At 65.3% G+C, this 20,224-nt stretch carries 22 protein-coding genes; 15 read left to right on the top strand and 7 right to left on the bottom strand.

Annotation, left to right across the window (positions count from 1 at the left end; translation table 11 throughout):
• Positions 1–79: 79 nt before the first annotated feature.
• From ACSHZY_RS00820 to ACSHZY_RS00810, 3 genes are all read right to left on the bottom strand, one after another.
• Entirely contained in the window at positions 80–898 is an 819-nt protein-coding gene (locus ACSHZY_RS00820) for a carbohydrate ABC transporter permease (protein WP_435164153.1), read from the bottom strand.
• Positions 895–1,758 (bottom strand): carbohydrate ABC transporter permease, encoded by an 864-nt coding sequence (locus tag ACSHZY_RS00815; protein ID WP_435164150.1) that lies wholly within the window; start codon positions 1,756–1,758, stop codon positions 895–897. The genes ACSHZY_RS00820 and ACSHZY_RS00815 overlap by 4 nt, the downstream gene beginning before the upstream one ends.
• 72 nt (positions 1,759–1,830) lie before the next feature.
• Complete coding sequence (locus ACSHZY_RS00810) at positions 1,831–3,078, bottom strand: ABC transporter substrate-binding protein (protein ID WP_435164148.1); 1,248 nt, start codon at positions 3,076–3,078, stop codon at positions 1,831–1,833.
• Between the two features lie 197 nt (positions 3,079–3,275).
• On the opposite strand from ACSHZY_RS00810, the gene ACSHZY_RS00805 reads away from it, so the two are divergent.
• On the top strand, positions 3,276–4,109 hold the full coding sequence (locus tag ACSHZY_RS00805; RefSeq protein WP_435164145.1) for an AraC family transcriptional regulator: 834 nt from the start codon (positions 3,276–3,278) through the stop codon (positions 4,107–4,109).
• A complete protein-coding gene (locus ACSHZY_RS00800; RefSeq protein WP_435165419.1) occupies positions 4,082–4,192 on the top strand; it encodes a hypothetical protein in 111 nt (36 codons plus the stop codon). Before ACSHZY_RS00805 ends, ACSHZY_RS00800 begins: the two co-directional genes overlap by 28 nt.
• 235 nt (positions 4,193–4,427) lie before the next feature.
• On the opposite strand, the gene ACSHZY_RS00795 is transcribed toward ACSHZY_RS00800, so the two are convergent.
• A complete protein-coding gene (locus ACSHZY_RS00795; protein ID WP_435164142.1) occupies positions 4,428–5,810 on the bottom strand; it encodes a mannitol dehydrogenase family protein in 1,383 nt (460 codons plus the stop codon).
• Complete coding sequence (gene uxuA, locus ACSHZY_RS00790) at positions 5,810–7,000, bottom strand: mannonate dehydratase (protein ID WP_435164139.1); 1,191 nt, start codon at positions 6,998–7,000, stop codon at positions 5,810–5,812. Before uxuA ends, ACSHZY_RS00795 begins: the two co-directional genes overlap by 1 nt.
• An 88-nt stretch (positions 7,001–7,088) precedes the next feature.
• On the opposite strand from uxuA, the gene ACSHZY_RS00785 reads away from it, so the two are divergent.
• The 9 genes from ACSHZY_RS00785 to recR all read left to right on the top strand — a co-directional run bounded on the left by ACSHZY_RS00785 (position 7,089) and on the right by recR (position 15,707).
• The gene (locus tag ACSHZY_RS00785) at positions 7,089–7,772 is read left to right on the top strand and encodes a GntR family transcriptional regulator (protein ID WP_435164136.1); all 684 of its coding nucleotides are present in this window, start codon (positions 7,089–7,091) and stop codon (positions 7,770–7,772) included.
• A 55-nt stretch (positions 7,773–7,827) separates the two neighbouring features.
• A complete protein-coding gene (locus ACSHZY_RS00780; protein WP_435164133.1) occupies positions 7,828–8,781 on the top strand; it encodes a TRAP transporter substrate-binding protein in 954 nt (317 codons plus the stop codon).
• Between the two features lie 48 nt (positions 8,782–8,829).
• Complete coding sequence (locus tag ACSHZY_RS00775; protein ID WP_435164130.1) at positions 8,830–9,339, top strand: TRAP transporter small permease; 510 nt, start codon at positions 8,830–8,832, stop codon at positions 9,337–9,339.
• Positions 9,339–10,628 carry a TRAP transporter large permease gene (locus ACSHZY_RS00770; protein ID WP_435164127.1) on the top strand — a complete coding sequence of 430 codons (1,290 nt, stop codon included), beginning with the start codon at positions 9,339–9,341 and terminating at the stop codon, positions 10,626–10,628. Before ACSHZY_RS00775 ends, ACSHZY_RS00770 begins: the two co-directional genes overlap by 1 nt.
• Positions 10,625–11,683 (top strand): L-idonate 5-dehydrogenase, encoded by a 1,059-nt coding sequence (locus tag ACSHZY_RS00765; protein ID WP_435164124.1) that lies wholly within the window; start codon positions 10,625–10,627, stop codon positions 11,681–11,683. Before ACSHZY_RS00770 ends, ACSHZY_RS00765 begins: the two co-directional genes overlap by 4 nt.
• A gap of 289 nt (positions 11,684–11,972) precedes the next feature.
• Positions 11,973–13,019 carry an NAD(P)-dependent alcohol dehydrogenase gene (locus ACSHZY_RS00760; protein ID WP_435164121.1) on the top strand — a complete coding sequence of 349 codons (1,047 nt, stop codon included), beginning with the start codon at positions 11,973–11,975 and terminating at the stop codon, positions 13,017–13,019.
• Positions 13,020–13,080: 61 nt separating this feature from the next.
• Complete coding sequence (locus tag ACSHZY_RS00755; RefSeq protein WP_435164118.1) at positions 13,081–14,766, top strand: DNA polymerase III subunit gamma/tau; 1,686 nt, start codon at positions 13,081–13,083, stop codon at positions 14,764–14,766.
• A gap of 1 nt (position 14,767) precedes the next feature.
• Positions 14,768–15,109 (top strand): YbaB/EbfC family nucleoid-associated protein, encoded by a 342-nt coding sequence (locus tag ACSHZY_RS00750; protein WP_271972077.1) that lies wholly within the window; start codon positions 14,768–14,770, stop codon positions 15,107–15,109.
• Between the two features lies 1 nt (position 15,110).
• Complete coding sequence (recR, locus tag ACSHZY_RS00745) at positions 15,111–15,707, top strand: recombination mediator RecR (protein ID WP_435164115.1); 597 nt, start codon at positions 15,111–15,113, stop codon at positions 15,705–15,707.
• On the opposite strand, the gene ACSHZY_RS00740 is transcribed toward recR, so the two are convergent.
• Positions 15,704–16,324 carry an exopolysaccharide biosynthesis protein gene (locus ACSHZY_RS00740; RefSeq protein WP_435164112.1) on the bottom strand — a complete coding sequence of 207 codons (621 nt, stop codon included), beginning with the start codon at positions 16,322–16,324 and terminating at the stop codon, positions 15,704–15,706. The genes recR and ACSHZY_RS00740 overlap by 4 nt on opposite strands.
• Before the next feature lie 72 nt (positions 16,325–16,396).
• Positions 16,397–17,302 carry a LysR family transcriptional regulator gene (locus tag ACSHZY_RS00735; protein WP_435164109.1) on the bottom strand — a complete coding sequence of 302 codons (906 nt, stop codon included), beginning with the start codon at positions 17,300–17,302 and terminating at the stop codon, positions 16,397–16,399.
• Between the two features lie 215 nt (positions 17,303–17,517).
• Here ACSHZY_RS00735 and ffh point away from each other — a divergent pair, with 215 nt between their 5' ends.
• From ffh to rpsP, 4 genes are read left to right on the top strand one after another with little or no spacing between them, the layout of a single operon-like run.
• On the top strand, positions 17,518–19,002 hold the full coding sequence (gene ffh, locus ACSHZY_RS00730) for a signal recognition particle protein (protein WP_435164106.1): 1,485 nt from the start codon (positions 17,518–17,520) through the stop codon (positions 19,000–19,002).
• On the top strand, positions 18,999–19,532 hold the full coding sequence (locus ACSHZY_RS00725; protein WP_435164103.1) for a GNAT family N-acetyltransferase: 534 nt from the start codon (positions 18,999–19,001) through the stop codon (positions 19,530–19,532). The genes ffh and ACSHZY_RS00725 overlap by 4 nt, the downstream gene beginning before the upstream one ends.
• Positions 19,529–19,825: a chorismate mutase gene (locus tag ACSHZY_RS00720; RefSeq protein WP_271972066.1), complete on the top strand. Its 297-nt coding sequence runs from the start codon at positions 19,529–19,531 to the stop codon at positions 19,823–19,825. Before ACSHZY_RS00725 ends, ACSHZY_RS00720 begins: the two co-directional genes overlap by 4 nt.
• 37 nt (positions 19,826–19,862) lie before the next feature.
• Positions 19,863–20,219: a 30S ribosomal protein S16 gene (rpsP, locus tag ACSHZY_RS00715; protein ID WP_435164100.1), complete on the top strand. Its 357-nt coding sequence runs from the start codon at positions 19,863–19,865 to the stop codon at positions 20,217–20,219.
• The last annotated feature ends 5 nt before the right edge of the window (positions 20,220–20,224 follow it).

The following is a 20,224-nucleotide window of genomic DNA, read 5'->3' as shown; positions in this document are numbered from 1 at the left end:
ACCGGACCTCGCTTGCTTTGGAAAGGATGGTGCGAAGGCGCGCCTCGCCGACACGTTCAAGAACGGAAGCTTTCATGGGTCAGTCCCGGGTGGTTTTCTTGGAAAAGGCGGAGTTCAAACCGGCGCCGATCAGCGCGAGCAGGATGAGCGGCGGCAGCGACAACAGCACCACGGCCGCGTTCAGGATGCCCCAAGGCACGTTCATGCCAAGCTGGGACATCTCGGAGGCGATGATCGGCAGCGTCCTGGCCTTCGAGGTGGTCAGCATCATCGCCAGCAGGAACTCGTTCCACACGAGGATGAACGAAAATGCGATCGCCGACAGGATCTGCAGCCGCGCGATCGGAAGCGCGATTCGGAAAAAGGTAGCATAGGGGCCAAGCTGGTCCACCCGTGCCGCCTCCTCGACCGAAATGGGCACGCGTTCGAAGGCGGGGATCGACAGCCAGATGGTGATCGACACAGTGATCGTCATGTAGGTCACGATCAGGGCGGTTCGGCTGTCGTAGAGCCCGAGGCTGAGCCAGATCACCATCATGGGAATGGCCACGGCAACGGGTGGCAGGAAGCGGAGCGACAATGCGAAGAACTGCGTTTCGCGCGTTACACGGTTCTTGTGGCGCGCGATCATATAGGCGGCGGGCACCCCCAGCAGCGCCCCGAGGCCCACGGCGGACGAACAGATCACCAGCGAGTTGATGAGCGCCCGTGACACCGACCGGCGGTTCAACACATAGTCCATGTTGTCCCAGACAGGCGTGAACCACAACTTGGGCGTGCTGACCAGCAGGTCGGCATTGGTCTTGAACGCGTTCAGAAGCGTCCAGACAAGTGGCAACACCACGATCAGCGAGGCAAGGACCAGCAGGGCGCGCAGAAGAAGGGTGGACATCTTCATCGGTTCAACCTTTTCCAGATGGCCGTGAACAGAACCACCGTCAGCACCATCATGATCACCGCCATGGAGGACGCATAGGAGATGTTGCCCGCCTCGATGAAGCCCTGGGAATAGGCATACATGTCCAGCGTTTCGGTCGAGACGCCCGGCCCGCCGCGCGTCATCACGTAGACAAGGTCAAAGGAGCGCAGCGATTCGATCGCTTTCACGAGAAGCAGGGAGATCAGCGGCAGCTTCAGCATCGGCAGGGTGATGTAACGGTGGATCTCCCAACCCTTTGCCTTGTCGATGCGCGCGGCCTCAATCGGTTGCGGGGGCAGGGCTTCCAGCAGCTTCAAGATGATGACGGCGAACAGCGGCCCCCATTGCCAGACATCGACGAACGCCACCGCCAGCATCGCGCCTGCGGGGGATGCCAGAATGTCCGGCGTTTCACCCGTGATGGCACGCACGGGCCAAGTCACTGCACCGTAAAGTGGGTGGAACGAGAACTTCCAGACGAAGGCGGCGCACACGCGGGGCAGAAGAACCGGGATCATGAACAGGATGGTCAGGATCGCACGCCACCGCGGGCTCGCGGCTTCGAACATGGCGATGGCAAGGCCGATGCCGACCGCCATCGTGGCCGACACGGTCAGCAACTCCCACTTCAAGGACACCCAGAGCGCGTTGAGGAAACGCTCATCCCCGAACAGCCGAAAATAGTTGGCAAACCACACATAGTCGGCCGCGGGTGTGCTGAGCGTCCGGTTCTGAAGCGATATGTTGATGGCAAAAAGCGTCGGCACGGCGGCGAGGATGACCATCACCGCCAGAGCCGGGCCAAGAAAGACATAGGGAAGTGATCGCCCCGTCCGCATCTGTGCACCCGTCTGGCAAGAATCGAGAAAGAAGCCGGAGGCGCAGAGAGCGCATCCGGCTGTATTCAGGTCTCAGAGTTGCTTTGCGAAGGCTTCCAGCTCATCCAAGGCGCCCTTCACATCGGTGCGCGAGCCGGTGATCAGCTCTTCCAGCTTGATACCCCAGGCGTTGCCCAGTTCCTGCCAACGCGGGTCTTGCCAGAAGAGCACCTCCGTCTTGGCGCCAGTGGCGGCCATCGCCTGGGAAAGGTTCTCCCCGAAGGTGTCGACGTATTCCTGGCTCTCGAACGTGCTCTTGCGCGTCAGCTCGCCGGGCTGGCCTTCGGCCAGACGGCGCGCCTCCTGCTCCTTGGACGTCGCCCACGCCACGAACAGGCCGGCACAGGCCTTGTCTTCGTCGTTCGCATTGGCACGCGAGGCGATGGCGAAACCATGGGCGTAGCCCGCACCCGGAAGCGGCTCGGGCGGGGGAGCGAAGGCCACAGTGTCCACGACCTGGCTTTGCGACGGGTCCTTGGACATCGCCCCAAGCGGTGCCGATTCGATCAGCAGCGCGACCTTGCCGGATCGGAACGCGCCGGTCGATTCATCGAATGAACCCGTTTGCGTGCCCGGTGCGGAATACTGGAACAGATCGAGGTATTCCTCGGTGGCCTGAACGGCCGCGTCTGAGTTGAACGTGAAGTTCCCGGCCTCATCGACCCACTTGCCGCCCTTGGCAGCGAAGAGGGGCAGCCAGCGCCAGACGTTGGCGCCCGACCCGCGCTGGCCACGCAACGCGACGCCGTAGACACCGTTGTCCGGATCATGAAGCGCGGCCACGGCCCCCTTGTAGTCTTCCCATGTCTTCGGCGGCTCGATCCCGGCTTTTTCCAGAAGATCCGTGCGATACACCATCAGATCGCCGCCGCCTTGGATGGGTGCGAACCACTGCTTGCCGTCATAGGTCGCGGCACTGCGCATGCCGGCGTCGAAATCATCGTAATCGTATTCAGCCGGATAGAAGCCATCCAATGGCACGATCCAGTCCGAGGAAGCAAACAGGGGCAGGTTCGCCTCATCGACGTAATAGACGTTGTAGCTTCCGACCGTGGACGCGTCCGCCTGCGACTTCGTGCGGCGGTCGTTCTCGTTCAGGTAGTCGATCTCGAATCCGGCTCCCGAAAGCTCCTCGAACTCGTCGACATACTCCTCCAGAAGCGTTAGGCCGTCCCGCGGCTGCGCCAGCACGCGCAGATCGTCATTGCACACCGGCGCGGCCCAGGCGGCAGTGCCCAGCAGGGCCGCCAGAACACTGGCGGTCACGATTGTCAGCTTCACAATGATCTCCTCCCAAGAGCCCGGGACCTCTCCCGAATGTGAACATTGAGATTGACCCACTTCCAAAGCTGTCACTAGCTGCAGAGACATGAAAAAGTGATACTTATTCGGCAGTAATCGAAGTGAAATGGCGGTCGCGCATGCGCGGAGCATTGTCGGAAGGGGATACGCGCGCCGGGGGCAGGGCAAAGGAAAGGGTGCCGAAGACGGACAGGCTGGAATGGCCGACGCCGCTTCGTCCCACCCAAGCCACACGCGAAAACATCCGCATGCCTCCGGATCGCTCGTATCTTGTCCGGCGGGACGATTACCCGCATCCCCTCTGCACCTGGAACTATCATCCCGAATGGGAAATCCATTTCATTCCCGACGCGAGAGGCTTTGCCTATGTCGGGGATTATATCGGACCGTTCGAACCTGGCCATGTCACCATGTGCGGCAGCAACCTCCCGCACAACTGGGTGTCTCCCGGGCTGACCGCTCCGGGGCGGGACTACGTGCTTCAATTCGATGCGCAAAACCTCATGCGGCAGGGGCTGGCGGAGTTGCAGGTGCTCCATCTTCTCGCGCCGCTGTCCGAACGGGGTATTGAGCTTTCCGGGCACGAGGCAGCTGAGATAGGAGCCCTCGTGGTGGCGCTTGAACAGGCGCCACCAGGGCAGGGCTTGGGGCTCTTTGTGGAGATCCTCAGCGGGTTCGCGACGTCAGCTAATGCCCGCCTGCTGGCGAGCCCCGGCTTCGTTTCCAGCTACACCCCTTCAGTGAAAGGCCCGCGTGCGAGGGTCAACGACGCGATGCAGCTTCTTCAATCAACGCCCGCAATCACCATGGCTGAAGCGGCCCACCGCGTGGGAGCCGATGCCTCAACCTTCTCCCGCAGCTTCAAGGCGCTCACGGGGATGACCTTTTCAAGCTATCAAAGGGAGGTTCGCATTTCCCGCGCACGGTCTTTACTGGCAGAAACAAGGATGCGGAGGTATGTTTTGAAGCCGGATACACCAACCTGTCCAACTTCAATCGGATGTTTCTGAAGGAAACCGGAATGACCCCACGCGAGTATCGCAGGGTGGCTGGCATCCGGACAAGTTCCCGGTTGGCGCCTGGAGAACGCTGAATGCCGTCAAGGGTGCTGATGTTCAGAAAAAGTCGCCGGCTCAAAAACTGTTCCATCTCGACAGCCGTTACATCGTTACAAACACCAGTGTAAGTTATTGGTTTATAATAGAAGGGGTCGCTGTCCAGCCTCTCACCTTTCCCTAAGCTAGCAAGGTTGAGCAAGACCCCTAGATTGCAAGGACTTTCGTCGCAGCACATGTGGATGTGCTGCGTTGAAACGCTTACCGGGTCTCTCAAGCGTTCGCTCCATAGCCGGCAATCGTGGTAGCCATTCCATCCTTCAGCATCCGGCGCAGCGGCTCTGCGACCATCCGGCCGTCATGGGGCGGCAAAAGCGGCGACAGCGCCTTCTGAATCCGTGCGGCATCCTGTTCCGCGCCGGCCAGGACAGCCGTGATCTGTGCTTCACGCGGGTCCCTCAGGGCATAGGTCTCTCCGCTTTCGGTGCGGCCGACGCAGTAGCGCATCCATGCGGCGAGGGCGAAGGCGAAAGCTTCGGGGGTGTCGCTTTCGGCCATGGGGGCCATGATGCGCTGTGGCAGCTTTTCCGTGCCGTCCATCGCGATCTGATAGGTTCGGTGGGCGATGGCACTGTTGGCGAACCGGGCCAGCAACTCCACGCGGTAGGCATCCAGATCGATCCCTGGCACCGGGGGCAGCGTCGCCGCTGCCGCGATCATCTGCCGTTCCGCGATCCGGCGCAGGTTCGCGTCCTTCATGGCTTCGGCCACCGTGTCGTATCCGGCGATGAAGCCTGCATAAGCCAGCAGTGAATGCGCACCGTTCAGCATGCGCAGCTTCATCTTCTCATACGGCGCCACGTCCGCCACGAAGACCGCGCCCGCCTTGTCCCACGCGGGGCGACCGGCGGCGAAGTCGTCCTCGATCACCCATTGGGTGAAGGGCTCCGTCTCTACGGCCGCGGCGTCGGGATGACCCAGCAGGGCGGCGGCATCGGCCAACGTCTTGTCGGTTGCGGCGGGGGTGATCCGGTCCACCATCGACGACGGGAAGCGCACGTTTTTCGTGATCCAGTCCGCCAGCGCCGGATCGCGGTGGCGGGCGAATTCGGTGACCAGCCTGCGGGTGATGTGCCCGTTCTCGGGCAGGTTGTCGCAGCTGAGGATCGTCAGCGGCGTCTTGCGCCGCGCCAGCCCGGCGACCAGAAAGCCGATCAGGCCGGTCGGGACCATTGCCGCCAGATCCTGCGCGATGGCGGGGTGGGCCGGATCCAGCCCGCCCGTCGCCCGGTCCACCCCATAGCCCTTTTCCGTCACCGTGATCGTCACGATGCGCGTTGCGGGATCGGCGATGGCGGCGATCACGGCTTCGGGGTCGTCGGGGGCCACCAGCACGCGGTCGATGCTGGCGATCAGGCGGGCGCTGTCGCCTTCCTCGTCGCGCGTGAGGAGGAGATAACGCCCGTTCTGCGGGTTCAGCGTCCGGGCGACGTCCGCGCTGCGCAGGCTGACGCCCGTGATGCGCCAGTCGCCGCCATGTTCCAGCGCCGTGTCGGTATAGACGGCCTGATGCGCCTTGTGGAAGGCGCCGGTCCCGATGTGGACGATCCCGCAGCCATGTGCGACCGGGTCGTAATGCGGCATCCGGACCCGCATCAGAAGGTCACCGCCGGATGCGACAGCGCGGTCATGATGCCGCGCAGTTCGGCCAGCCCCTTCAGGCGCCCGATGGTAGGATAGCCGGGCTGACCCTTCCGGTTCAGGTCGTCGATGATGTCCTGACCGTGGTCTGGCCGCATGGGGATCTGGTGGTCGCGGCGGCCTTCGGCCTTCCGGCGGGCTTCCTCGCGCAGCACCTCGGCGATGAGGGCGACCATGTCGGTGCCGCCGCCCAGATGCTCGGCCTCGTGGAAGGAGGCGGGCATCCCCGGTTCCTCCAGCGTGACGTTGCGCAGGTGCAGGAAGTGCACCTTGGGGGCGAATTCGCGCATGATCGCGGGCAGGTCGTTGTCCGGCCGCGCACCAAGAGAGCCGGAGCAGAGCGTCATCCCGTTCGCGGGGCTGTCCACCGCGTCCAGCACGGCCCGGTAATCGGCGGCCGAGGACATGATCCGCGGCAGGCCCAGAAGCGGGAAGGGCGGATCGTCCGGATGACAGCAGAGCCGCATGCCAAGGCGCTCGGCCGTGGGCACGACCTCTTCAAGGAAGTCGATGAAGTGGCGGCGCAGGCGGTCGGCGTCGAGGTTGTCGTATTCGGCCAGATGGCGGCGCACGTCGGGGATCGACATGCTTTCCGTCGATCCCGGCAGGCCCATGGTCACGTTGCGGGCCAGTTCGCGCTTGCGGTCTTCCGTCATGCCGGCAAAGCGTTCGGCAGCCTGCGTGGCCACGTCAGGGCCGAAATCGGACGCGGCAGCGGGGCGTTGCAGGATGTGGATGTCGAAGGCGGCAAAGTCGATCAGGTCGAACCGCATGCAGGTGCCGCCATGCGGAACGCGGAAGGCAAGATCGGTGCGCGTCCAGTCCAGCACCGGCATGAAGTTGTAGCAGATCGTCTCCAGCCCCTTGTCCGCAAGGTTCTGAAGGCTGGTCTTGTAGTTGGCGATGTGGGTGCGCCAGTCGCCCTTCTGCTTCTTGATGTCCTCGGACACGGGCAGGCTTTCCACCACCTCCCACGCTAGGTGCGGGGCAAGGGCCGCCTGACGTTTCGCGATCTCCTCGCCGGTCCAGACGGCGCCGGTCGGGATGTGGTGCAGCGCGCTGACGACACCTTCGACCCCCGCCTGCCGCATGTCGTCGACCGATGTCAGGTCGTGCGGTCCGAACCATCTCCACGTCTGGCGCATGTGCTTTCTCCCCAAGCCATGACATCCATATAAACGGAAGTTGACTAGTATGGAAGTATGCAAGATAACGACCTAAAGAGGAGATCGGATGAACGTCACCCACAGTCTCGATGCCGGTTCGGCGATCGCGCCGCAGCTTTACCAGTTGCTGCGCGGCCGGATCGTACGCACCGAACTGCTGCCGGGTGAGGTCATATCCGAGACGGAGATCGCGAAGGCCTACGACGTGTCCCGCCAGCCGGTGCGCGAAGCGTTCATCAAGCTGGCCGAGGCCGGGCTGGTGCAGATCCGTCCGCAGCGCGGCACGATGATCACGCGCATCAACGAAAGCGCCGTCATGGACGCGCGTTTCGTGCGCGAAGCGATCGAGGCGGACGTGGTGCGGCTGGTGGCCGAAACCTGCGACGCCGCGATGCGCCGCGAGTTGCAGGACCAGATGGCCGCCCAGCAAAGGATGGCGGACGGCGACAACGAGGCGTTCGTCCGGCTGGACGAGCTGTTCCACCGCACGCTCGCCGAGATGGCGGGCAAGCCCTATGCGTGGCGCGTGGTGGAGGACGTGAAGGCCCAGATGGACCGCGTGCGGTATCTGAGCGTGCAGAAGGACCACATCCGCGTGCTGATCGTGCAGCACGCCGCCATCGTGGACACCGTCACGCGCAATGACATCGCGGGGGCCGAGGCCGCGATGCGCGCGCATCTGCGCGAAATCCTGAGATCCATGCCGGAGGTGGCGAAAGCGCGTCCGGACCTGTTCAACACGGCGCGGTAATCCCCGCGCCGGTCGGTCTGCCAAGGAGGAGAAGGGCATGATTTCGATGGGCACCATGAGGATGTTGCTGGCGGGCGCCGCGTTCGCCCTGCCGCTGGGCGCTGCGGCGCAGGACATGACGCTGAAGCTGGGCCATCTCGCGAACGAAGCCAATTCCTGGCACAAGGCTTCGATGCTGTTCGCCGAGGAGGTGGCGACACGCACCGAGGGCCGCATCGCTGTGGAGGTCTATCCCAACGACTCGCTCGGGCGCGAGATCGACCTGATCAACGGCATGCAGCTTGGCACGGTGGAAATGACCATCACCGGCGAAAGCCTGCAGAACTGGGCCCCCATGGCCGCGCTGCTGGCGATCCCCTACGCCCACGCCTCGCTGGAGGAGATGGACGCCGTCGCCAGCGGCGAGATCGGCGACCAGATCGAGGCGCAGATCATCGAACGCGCGCAGGTCCGTCCCATCGCCTATTTCGCCCGCGGCCCGCGCAACCTGACGGCCAACAAGGCGATCACCACCCCGGCCGATCTGGCCGGAATGCGGATGCGTGTGCCCAACGTCCCGCTGTTCGTCGACACGTGGAGCGCGCTTGGCGCCCAGCCGACGCCGATGGCGTTCTCCGAGGTGTTCACCTCGCTGCAGAACGGCACGATCGCGGGGCAGGAAAACCCGCTGGCGCTGATCCAGTCCGCCTCCTTCAACGAGGTGCAAAGCCACGTCAACCTGACCGAGCATGTGCGCGGCTGGATCTATCTGACGGTGGCCGAGCAGGTGTGGCAGCAGATCCCCGAGGAGGATCAGGCCCATCTTCTGGAGGCCGCGGCCGTCGCGCAGGAGTTCGAGCGCGCGCAGTTCCTGAAGGACGAGGAGTTGATCCGGGCCGATCTGGAAAAGAAGGGCATGACCTTCCACGAGGTGGATCAGGCCGCCTTTGCCGAAGCCTCGCGGCAAGCGGTCATCGACGGGGTGGACGAAAGCATCCGCCCGGTCGTCGAGGAACTTTTCGCCAACTGATACCAGCCCCGGCGGTCCGTGCCGGCCGCCGCCCAAGGACTTCATCCGATGCAAACTCTGGCTTTGCTGCAGCGCGTGCTTGCGCTTGTCTGCCGGTCGGTGGTGGGACTTGCGTTCTTCGCGCTGATCGTGGTCGTCATGATCCAGATCACGACGCGCACCTTCGGGCTGCCATCCCCCGTCTGGACCGAGGAACTCTCCCGCTACCTGCTTCTCTACCTCGTGGCCTTCGGGGTCGGCCTGTCGCTGATGACGGGTGAACTGGTGAACGTGGACCTTTTGCAGGAAACCGTGCCGGAAAAGGCCGCCTGGGTGATGCGGCTTGTGGCCGCCGCGTCGACGGCGATCCTTGGCGCGGTGATGATCTGGCCCGCATGGCGGTTCACGAAGATCGGCGCGTTCCAGCAATCGCCCAGCCTGCGCTGGCCGATGGACATCATCCACGCCTCGGTCCTGATGCTGTCGGTTCTTCTGTGTCTGTTCGCGCTGCTGCGCGTGATCGGGATGCTGGCCGGCGCCGATGACGGGCGCCCCCAATATGTCGAGGAGCCTGAATAATGGAGCTTTTCCTGCTTGTCGCGACCTTCTTCGGCACGCTGGCGATCGGGGTTCCGGTGGCGGTCTGTCTGGGACTGTCCTCGCTGGCCTACATCCTTGCGGCGGGTCTGCCGGTCGTCATCATCCCCCAGCGCATGTATGCGGGCATGGACGTGTTCGTGCTGCTGTGCATCCCCGGCTTCATCCTGGCCGGCAACCTGATGAACTTCGGTGGCATCACGGAACGCATCATCCGGCTGGCGAACGCGCTGGTCGGCTGGATGCGCGGTGGCCTCGCGATGGCCAACGTGGCGGACTCCATGATGTTCGGCGGCGTGTCGGGCACGGCGGTGGCGGATGTCGCGGCCACCGGCGGCGTCATGATTCCCGGGATGAAGAAATCGGGCTATCCGGCCGATTTCGCTGCGGCGATCACGGCGGCGTCCTCCACAGTGGGGCCGATGCTGCCGCCCAGCGTGCCGATGATCATCGTGGGGGCGCTGTCCGGCATCTCGGTCGGTCAGCTGTTCCTCGCGGGGGCGGTGCCGGGGGTGCTGATGGGGCTTGGCATGGGGATCACCTGCTACATCATCGCCCTGCGCCGCAATTTCCCGCGCCTGCCGTGGCAAGGTTGGAAAGAACTCCTCGCCGCGTTTCTCAGCGCGTTCTGGGCGCTGGCGATGACCGGGCTGATCATCGGCGGGCTGCTGACAGGCGTCGCGACCCCGACGGAAACCGCCGTCGTGGCCTGCGTCTATGCCTTCATCATCGGCGCCTTCGTGTATCGTGAACTTCCGATCCGGGCCGTGCCGCGCATCGTGATCAACAGCGCGGTGTCCTCGGCGGGCATCCTTGCGCTGGTCGGGTTTGCCAACGTCTTCGGGTCGATCCTGTCGTCCGAGCGCATTCCGCAGCTGCTGGTCACCACGGTGCTGGCAATCACCGACAATCCGATCTTCGTGATCCTGCTGATCAACATCCTGCTGCTGATCATCGGCATGTTCATGGAAACCATCGCCGCGCTGATCATCCTGTTCGTGCCGCTTCTGGGCCTTGCGACCAGCGTCGGGATCGATCCGCTGCACTTTGCCACCTTCGCCGTGCTGAACCTGATGATCGGGCTGACGACGCCGCCCGTGGGCGTCTGCCTGTTCGTGGCCTGCAACATCGCGCGGGTGCCGCTGGCCGGGGTGATCCGCGCGGTCGTGCCCTTCCTGATTTCCAACATCATCGTGCTGCTGCTCGTGTCCTACTATCCACCCTTCGCGACGTGGCTGCCGACAACCCTGATGGGAGCCGCCGCGCCATGAAGACCCGCATCTGCCGCCTGCACGCCAAGGACGACCTCCGCATCGAGGAGATCGAGGTCGCCCCCCCGGGACCGGGCGAGATCCTGATCGCCATGGGCGCGGGCGGGATCTGCGGCTCGGACATGCATTACTGGCTGGATGGCGGCTTCGGCCCCATCCGGGTGCAGGAGCCGATCGTTCTGGGGCACGAGATCGCAGGCACCGTCCGCGACATGGGGAAGGGGGTCGAAGGGTTGTCCGTCGGCACCCGCGTCGCCGTGAATCCGTCGCGGCCCTGCAACGACTGCACCTATTGCCGTCAGGGGCTCCAGCAGCATTGCCTGACGATGCGCTTCTTCGGTTCCGCTCTTCGCTTTCCGCACGAACAGGGCGGGTTCCGCGATCTCATGGTGGTGGATGCCGCGCAATGCGTGCCGCTGGAAAACCCGGAGGTCACACTGGCCGAAGCGGCCTGCGCCGAGCCGTTGGCCGTCTGCCTGCACGCCCTGAACCGCGCGGGGGCGATGGTGGGCAGCCTTGCAGGCAAGCGCGTGCTGGTGACGGGCGCGGGTCCGATCGGGGCGTTGACCGCCGCGGCATTGCGCCAGGCGGGGGCGGAACAGATCGTCGTCACGGATCTGGAGGATTACCCGCTGGAGGTGACTCGCCGCATGGGGGCCACGGAAACCGTGAACATGCGCAGCGACCCTGCGGGGCTTGACGGGTTCATGGCGGGCAAGGGGCATTTCGATCTGTCGTTCGAATGCTCCGCCGCGCCTTCGGCGATCCGGTCGGCTGTCACGGTGACGCGTCCGCAGGGCGCGGTCATCGCGGTCGGGGTGGCCGGCGATGTGCCTGTGCCGTTGAACCTGATCGTTGGCAAGGAAATCGCGTTCGCCGGGACCCACCGTTTCACCAGCGAATACGCCCAGGCCGTCCGCATGATCGACCGGCGCCGCATAGATGTACGTCCGATCATCACCTCGACCTTTGATGTCGGCGATGCCGGGACGGCCTTCGGCGTCGCAAGGGACCGCCGCAACGCGGTAAAGGTGCAGCTTTCTTTTGCAGGTTGATGCAGAACGATGATGGAACAAAGGGAACGCTGCCGGAACAACTGAATGGGCAGCCAGGTGACCAGGTCGTCTTGTCCACTTAAGGCCCCCGCGCTCCTTCAATAACATCTGGGAGGGTTCATGAAGCGAATGAGGGCGCGCGAACCCTGCACCGGGGTGCCATTTTCCGAACTGGACTGGAGTTTCAGCTTCTTAGTTGTGCCCACGCCATGTTGATCGGCCTCCACCCTTGTTCGGGGCCCGCGTCCTGCTAGGATTCCCGCCAACCCCGCATTGGAAGGATCCGATTATGCAAACCCTCGGTTATGCCGCGAAAACCTCTGGCAGCGCGCTGGAACCCATGGCCTTCGACCGCCGCGACCTGCGGCCCGAGGATGTCGCGATCGAGATCCTGTATTGCGGGGTCTGCCATTCCGACCTGCACACCGTCCGCAACGATTGGGGCTTTTCCACCTATCCCGTCGTGCCGGGGCACGAGATCATCGGCCGCGTGACCGAGGTCGGCTCGGCCGTGACCGACTTCCTGGTGGGCGATCATGTCGGTGTGGGCTGCATGGTGGACAGCTGCCAGCACTGCGACCAGTGCCATGGCGGCGAGGAGCAGTATTGCCGCGAAGGCATGACCCAGACCTATGGCAGCCCCGACCGTGTGACGGGCGACATCACCAAGGGCGGGTATTCCAAGCACGTCGTGGTGCGTCAGGAATTCGTGCTGAACATCCCCGACGGGCTGGACCTGTCGCGCGCCGCCCCGCTGCTGTGCGCCGGGATCACCACCTATTCGCCCCTTCGCACCTTCGGCGTGGGGCCGGGCAGCCGCGTGGGCGTGGTGGGCATGGGCGGCCTTGGCCACATGGCGATCAAGCTCGCAGTGGCGCTGGGCGCGCATGTGACCGTCATCTCCCGTTCGCCCTCGAAACAGGGTGATGCCGAGGATCTGGGCGCGCACGCGTTCCTCGTCTCCGCCGACGAAGGGGCGATGGAAGAGGCCGCGAACGGCTTCGACGTCATCATCGACACGGTGCCGGTGAAGCATGACATCAACCCCTACATGCCGCTTCTGGACATCGACGGCACGCTTTGCCTTGTGGGCCAGGTCGGTCCGCTGGACGAACCGATGACGGTGCCGATGATCATGGGCCGCCGCCGCGTCGCGGGCTCGCTGATCGGGGGCATCACCGAAACGCAGGAGATGCTGGATTTCTGCGGCCGCATGGACATCCTGCCGGAATGCGAGATGATCCGCATGGACGAGATCAACGAAGCGTTCGAGCGGATGGAGAAGTCCGACGTTCGCTATCGTTTCGTGATCGACATGGCCTCGCTGTCCGCGTGACGGGTGGACGAAGGCGCGCCGGGTCCTTACCTTGGGGCGACGATCCAATCGGGACTTTTGAATGACCGACGCCCCCGCCACCGCCTACCAGGTGCTGGCCCGCAAGTACCGCCCTGAAACCTTCGCCGACCTTGTCGGGCAGGAGGCGATGGTGCGCACGCTGAAGAACGCCTTCGCCGCCGACCGCATCGCGCATGCCTTCATCATGACGGGCATCCGCGGCACGGGGAAAACCACCACGGCGCGGATCATCGCGAAGGGGCTGAACTGCACGGGGCCGGACGGAAACGGCGGCCCCACCACCGACCCCTGCGGCGTCTGCGACGCCTGCCGCGCCATCGCGGAAGGCCGCCATGTCGACGTGATGGAGATGGACGCGGCGTCCCGCACCGGGGTGAACGACATCCGGGAGATCACGGAGTCGGTGCATTACCGAGCAGCCTCGGCCCGCTACAAGATCTACATCATCGACGAGGTTCACATGCTGTCGACCAGCGCGTTCAACGCGCTGCTGAAGACGCTGGAGGAACCGCCCGCCCACGTGAAGTTCATCTTCGCCACCACCGAAATCCGCAAGGTGCCGGTCACCGTCCTGTCGCGTTGCCAGCGGTTCGACCTGAAGCGGATCGAGCCGGAGGTGATGATCGGCCTGCTGAAACGCATCGCCGGGAACGAGGGCGCGCAGATCACCGACGATGCGCTGGCCCTGATCACCCGCGCCGCCGAAGGCTCCGCCCGCGACGCGACCAGCCTTCTGGATCAGGCCATCAGCCATGGGGCCGGGGAAACCACGGCCGACCAAGTCCGCGCCATGCTGGGACTGGCGGATCGGGGCCGCGTGCTCGACCTGTTCGATCTGGTGATGAAGGGCGACGCGGCGGGCGCGCTGTCGGAACTGGCCGGGCAATACGCCGATGGGGCCGATCCCATGGCCGTGCTGCGCGACCTGGCCGAGATCACGCACTGGATCTCCGTCATCAAGATCACGCCGGAGGCGGCGGATGATCCCACGACCTCTCCCGACGAACGCAGCCGCGGGCTGGAGATGGCGGGCAACCTGCCGATGCGGGTACTGACCCGCGCCTGGCAGATGCTGCTGAAGGCTTTGGAGGAGGTGGCCGCCGCGCCGAACGCCATGATGGCCGCGGAAATGGCGATCATCCGGCTGACGCATGTCGCCGACCTGCCGGACCCGGAACAGCTGATCCGCCGCATCCAGTCCCTGCCGCAGCCCACGCATGCGCCGGCCCCGGCCGCGCCGCAGGGCGGTGGCGGCGGGGCGCGCATGGCCCGCGCGGTGGGTGGCGGCACGGTGGCCAACGCCTTGCCCGCCACCTTCGAATCTGTCGTGGGCCTGATCCGCGACAAGCGCGACATGACCCTGCTGTACGAGGTGGAGAACAACCTTCGCCTTGTCAGCTACCAGCCCGGCCGGATCGAGTTCGAGCCGGGTCCGACCGCCCCGCGCGATCTCGCCTCGCGCCTTGCGCAGCGGTTGCAGGGTTGGACGGGCCAGCGCTGGGGCGTGTCGGTGGTCGGGTCGGGCGGTCAGCCCACCATCGCCGAACAGCAGGCGGTGGAACAGGACGAGGCGAAGGCGCAGGCGCTGGGCCTGCCCCTCGTGCAGGCGATCCTCGCGGCCTTCCCGGGCGCGCAGATCGCCGAAATCCGGGCGCCGGTGGCCGATGCCGCCGCCGAGGCGCTGCCGGAAGTGGAAGATGAATGGGACCCCTTCGAGGAGGAATGAGATGTTCGGGTTGAACGGTTTGGGCGACATGTCCAAGATGATGAAGCAGGCGCAGGATCTTCAGGTGAAGATGACCGAGCTGCAGGAAGAACTGGGCCGTACCATCGTGACGGGCGAAGCCGGGGCCGGTCTGGTCAAGGCGCGCTGCACGGTGAAAGGCGACCTGACGGGGCTGGACATCGATCCGTCCATCTTCGTCGCCTCTGAAAAGGAAGTGGCGGAGGATCTGATCCTGGCCGCCATCAAGGACGCGCAGAAGGCCGCCGCCGATCGTCATCAGGCCGAAATGGCGAAGATGACCGAAAGCTTGGGCCTGCCCGCCGGCATGAAGCTTCCGTTCTGAGATGAGCGAGGCGCCGGGCGACATCCAGACGCTGATCGACCTGATGGCCCGGCTGCCGGGCTTGGGACCGCGATCGGCGCGTCGCGCGGTGCTGACCATGCTGAAGAAGCGGGGGCAGGTGATGGCCCCGCTGGCGCAGTCCATGGCGCAGGTGGCGCTGTCGGCACGCGACTGCGTGCGCTGCGGGAATATCGGCGATTCCGACCTGTGCCACATCTGCCGCGACGACCGCCGCGCCAATGGCGAGATCTGCGTGGTGGAGGATGTCGCCGATCTTTGGGCGATGGAGCGGGGGCGGGCCTTTCGCGGCCGTTACCACGTTCTGGGCGGCACCTTGTCCGCCTTGGACGCGATCGGCCCGGACGAGTTGCGCATTCCCGCCCTGATCGAACGCGTGGGGGATGAGGGGGTAACCGAGGTGATCCTGGCCCTGAACGCCACCGTCGACGGCCAGACCACCGCCCATTACATCGCCGAACGTCTGGAAGGGCGTGTGCGGGTCACGTCTTTGGCGCAGGGGGTTCCGGTGGGCGGGGAACTGGACCATCTGGACGATGGCACCATCGGCGCCGCCTTGCGGGCCCGTCGCAGCGTCTAGAACGCGTTCTGGATCAGGAAGACGGCGCCCGCGACCAGTGCCCAGATCACGCCCCAGACGATCACCAGCGACACGGCGCCCAGCACCAGCCCGATGATGACCCACAGCCCGTCGCGTTCCAGCACGCCCAGCGAGATGATCGTCATGGCCAGCGCGGGCAGCATGTTGCCCAAGGGAATCGGTAAGGCCAGCACCAGCGCCAGAATCAGCAGCGCTGCCCCCAGGAACCGCTGCGCGAGCGGGGAGATCATGAAGGCGAGCCGCGGCACCAGCAGCTTCTCCGCCCGCCCCAGGATTGGGGTCATCTTGCCGACCAGCGCCGCGAAGGACGCCCGTTCCATTGACCGCGTGGCGATGAAGGCGGGCAGCCACGGCATCTTGCCCAGCATCAGCTGCGCGGCCAGGAACACCAGCGGCAGGCCCAGGATGCCCGAGGTTCCGGGCGGCGTCGGCAGCACGTTGGGCAGCGCGAAGATCAGCAGCAAGGCCCCGAAGGCGCGTCCGGCCATCGCATCGATCAGGTCGGCGATGGAGATGCGGATGCGGGCGGGATCATGCGCGATCTCTTCCAGCACCTCCGACAGGCGGCGGCGTTTCAGCTGGGGGTCATCGATCATGGCTTGGTCCCGGGGGTCTGGCATGACGACCACATTGGCCAGTCCCGCCGGCCGGCGCAAGCGGTCAAACGGTCACGTCCAGGTGCGCGCGGCGTCCTTCAGGTGCTTCAGGAAGGTCTGAACCTTCAGCGTGCGGTGCAGGTCCACATGGGTCACCACCCACAGGGGCGCATCCCATTCCGGGCGGGGGGGCAGAACCTCCACCAGGTCGTCGCGGCCGGCGGCCTGGAAGGTGGACAGGAAGCCGATGCCGGCCCCGCTGGTCACCGCCGCCTCCAGCGCGCGGCTTTCCGACGCGCGGACCATGATCCGTTCGGGGGGGATGACTTCCACCAGCCAGCGGTGGAAGGGGGCGCGGGAAATCGGGCCTTCGGCCGTGATGAAGCGGTGGCGGTTCAGGTCGGTCAGCCCTTGGGGCATGCCATAACGTTCGACATAGCTTTGGGACGCGTACAGCCCGCTGCGCATGCGGGGCAGGGGCTGGGCCACGTTGTCCGGCTCCTCGGGGGCGGCGCCGGCGCGGATGGCGACATGCGCCTCGCCGTAATCCAGACGGAAGACGCGCATGTCGGACAGGAACCGCACCACCAGCGAGGGATGCTGAAGCTGGAAGTCGGCCAGAACCGGCATCAGCCGTTCGGCAACACCGGTGATGGATGTGACGACCAGTTCCCCGGCCACTTTCTCCCCCTGACCGCGGATGCGGGAGGCGAGCTGGCCGAACTGCTCCTCGGTCGTCTGGGCGACGGAGAGGAGGTCGCGTCCCGCCTCGGTCGGGGTGTAGCCGCGGGCGTGGCGCTGGAACAGCTTGGTGCCGAGCCGCTTTTCAAGGGCGTCGATGTGGCGGATCACGGTGGCGTGGTGCACGCCCAATGCCTCGGCCGCACCGGACACGGTGCCCATGCGCGCCACCTGGAAGGCCGTCCGCACCTCGTCCCAATTGTCGAAACCCACGCGATCCTCCGGTTGTGCATCCATGAACAGCATAGCCGTCCCTTATGCAGATGCAACGCCGCGCTTGACTTAGGCCGGGGCGCGGCGTAAACGCACCCTGATTTTTCCGGAGTTCTGATGACTCCGGTCCCCCGCAGATCGGGGGATCGCCATCCACCAGCGCGTTGCGCCCGTGGGTGCCGTTGGTGTTTGGAGCGTTCCGGCTTATGTCGGGGCAGGTAATTTGGAAAGGGATGCCGATGTTCGAGAATCTGTCTGAACGGCTTGGCGGCGTCTTCGATCGCCTGACCCGTCAGGGCGCGCTGACCGACGAGGATGTGGCCACCGCCCTGCGCGAGGTGCGCACCGCCCTGCTGGAGGCCGACGTCTCCCTGCCCGTGGCGCGCGACTTCGTGAAGCGCGTGCAGGCGAAGGCCGCCGGCCAGCATGTCACGAAATCGGTGACGCCGGGCCAGCAGGTCGTGAAGATCGTCCATGACGAGTTGGTGGCCGTGCTGGCGGGCGAGGGTCCTGCCGACGCGCTGAAGATCGACAACCCGCCGACCGCCATCCTGATGGTGGGTCTGCAGGGGTCGGGCAAGACGACGACGACCGCCAAGATCGCCAAGCGCCTGAAGGACCGCGAAGGCAAGCGCATCCTGCTCGCCTCGCTGGACACGAACCGTCCCGCCGCGATGGAGCAGCTGGCGATCCTGGCCGGCCAGATCGGCGTGGACAGCCTGCCGATCATCCTGGGCCAGTCGGCCGTGGACATCGCCAAACGTGCGAAGACGCAGGCCGCGATGGGCGGCTACGACGTCGTGATGCTGGACACCGCCGGCCGTCTGCACATTGACGAAGTGCTGATGACCGAGGTTCAGGCCGTCCGCGACATCGCCCAGCCGCGCGAAACGCTGCTGGTGGTCGATGGCCTGACGGGTCAGGACGCGGTGAACGTGGCGACGCAGTTCGACGGGCAGGTCGGCATTTCGGGCGTGGTCCTGACGCGGATGGACGGCGACGGGCGTGGCGGTGCGGCGCTGTCGATGCGCCACATCACCGGCAAGCCGATCCGCTTTGTCGGCTTGGGTGAGAAGATGGACGCGCTGGAGGCCTTCGAGCCCGAGCGCGTGGCCGGCCGCATCCTTGGCATGGGCGACATCGTGGCGCTGGTCGAGAAGGCGCGCGAAACGTTCGAGGTGGAGCAGGCCGAGCGCATGGCCCGCCGCTTCTCCAAGGGTTTGTTCAACATGAACGACCTGAAGAACCAGCTGGACCAGATGCTGAAGATGGGCGGCATGCAGGGCGTCATGGGCATGCTTCCGGGCATGGGCAAGATGCAGAAGGCCGCCGCCGAGGCTGGCATGGATGACAAGATGCTGCGCCGCCAGATCGCGCTGATCAATTCGATGACCAAGAAGGAGCGGGCAAATCCCGACCTTCTGCAGGCGTCGCGCAAGAAGCGCATCGCCGCGGGTGCCGGGCTGGAAGTGGCCGAACTGAACAAGCTTCTGAAGCAGCACCGCCAGATGGCGGACATGATGAAGAAGATGGGCAAGGGCGGTGCCATGAAGCAGGCGCTGAAGGGCATGATGGGTGGCAAGACCCCCGATCTGGCCAACATGGACCCGGCCGAGCTGGAAGCCGCCGCCAAGGCCATGAAGGGCGGGATGCCCGGCGGCATGGGCCTGCCGCGCGGCATGACGCTGCCTGCGGGCCTGTCGGGAATGATGCGCAAGAAATGATCGCGCTGTCGAACACTCCGGTTCTGGAAACGGAACGCCTGATCCTGCGTGCGCCCGTCGCCACGGATTACTCGGTCTATGCCGCCTTCATGGCGGGCGACCGGTGCCGCTGGGTCGGCGGTCCGCAGGCGGAACGGGAAAGCTTCCGCAGCTTCGCCGCGATCATGGGGCACTGGATCCTGCGCGGCTTTGGCCAGTTCGTCATCACCGACCGCCGTTCGGGCGCGGTGCTGGGGCAGGCGGGGGCATGGTTCCCGGCCGCAAAGCCCGAGCAGGAGATCGGCTGGCACATCTGGGCGCCCGAAGCCGAAGGCCAGGGCATCGCCTACGAGGCGGCCTTGGCCGCGCGCGACCATGTCTTCGGCCCCTTGGGCTGGACCACCGCCGTCAGCTACATCGCCACCGACAACACCCGGTCGGCGGCGCTGGCCGCGCGCATGGGCGCCGTCATCGACCGTGAAGCCGTGCCGATGGAGGCGCCGTTCCCCATCGACGTCTGGCGCCACCCCAACCCGAGGAGCCTTGCATGACCGATAGCGCCCAACGCGCCGAAGCGCTGCTGAAGGAACATCGCGCCAGCATCGACCGGCTGGATGCGATCCTCGTCTACACCCTGGCCGAGCGTTTCAACCAGACGCAGGCCGTGGGCCGGCTGAAAGCGGAATACGACCTGCCCCCCGCCGATCCCTCGCGTGAGGCGCGGCAGATCGAACGGCTGGAATGGCTGAGCCGCGAAGCCGACCTCGACCCCGAGTTTGCCAAGAAATTCCTGAACTTCATCATCGCCGAAGTCATCAGGCATCACGAACAACACCAGAAATGACCGTCTTTGGTCCATGCCATCTTAAAGGAGAAACCCAATGGCCATGAAAATCCGTCTCGCCCGTGGTGGTTCGAAAAAACGCCCCCACTATTCCATCGTCGCGACCGACACGCGCATGCCGCGCGACGGCCGCTTCCTGGAAAAGCTGGGCACCTACAACCCGCTGCTGGCCAAGGACGATGAAAACCGCGTCGTCATGAACGCGGAACGCGTGCAGTACTGGCTGGGCCAGGGCGCGCAGCCGACCGACCGCGTGGCGCGCTTCCTGGAATCCGCCGGCCTGAAAGCCAAGACCGAGCGCAACAACCCCAAAGCCGCCGTTCCGGGCAAGAAAGCCGCCGATCTGGCCGCCAAGAAAGCCGCCCGCAACGCGGCACCGGCCGAAGCCGAGTGACGGGA

It is taken from the genome of Falsirhodobacter sp. 1013, from assembly GCF_051195255.1.
In the GTDB taxonomy this organism is placed as follows: Bacteria; Pseudomonadota; Alphaproteobacteria; order Rhodobacterales; family Rhodobacteraceae; genus Falsirhodobacter.
The sequence above is the reverse complement of the archived record's forward strand: the minus strand, read 5'-3'. Positions and strand labels throughout refer to the sequence as shown.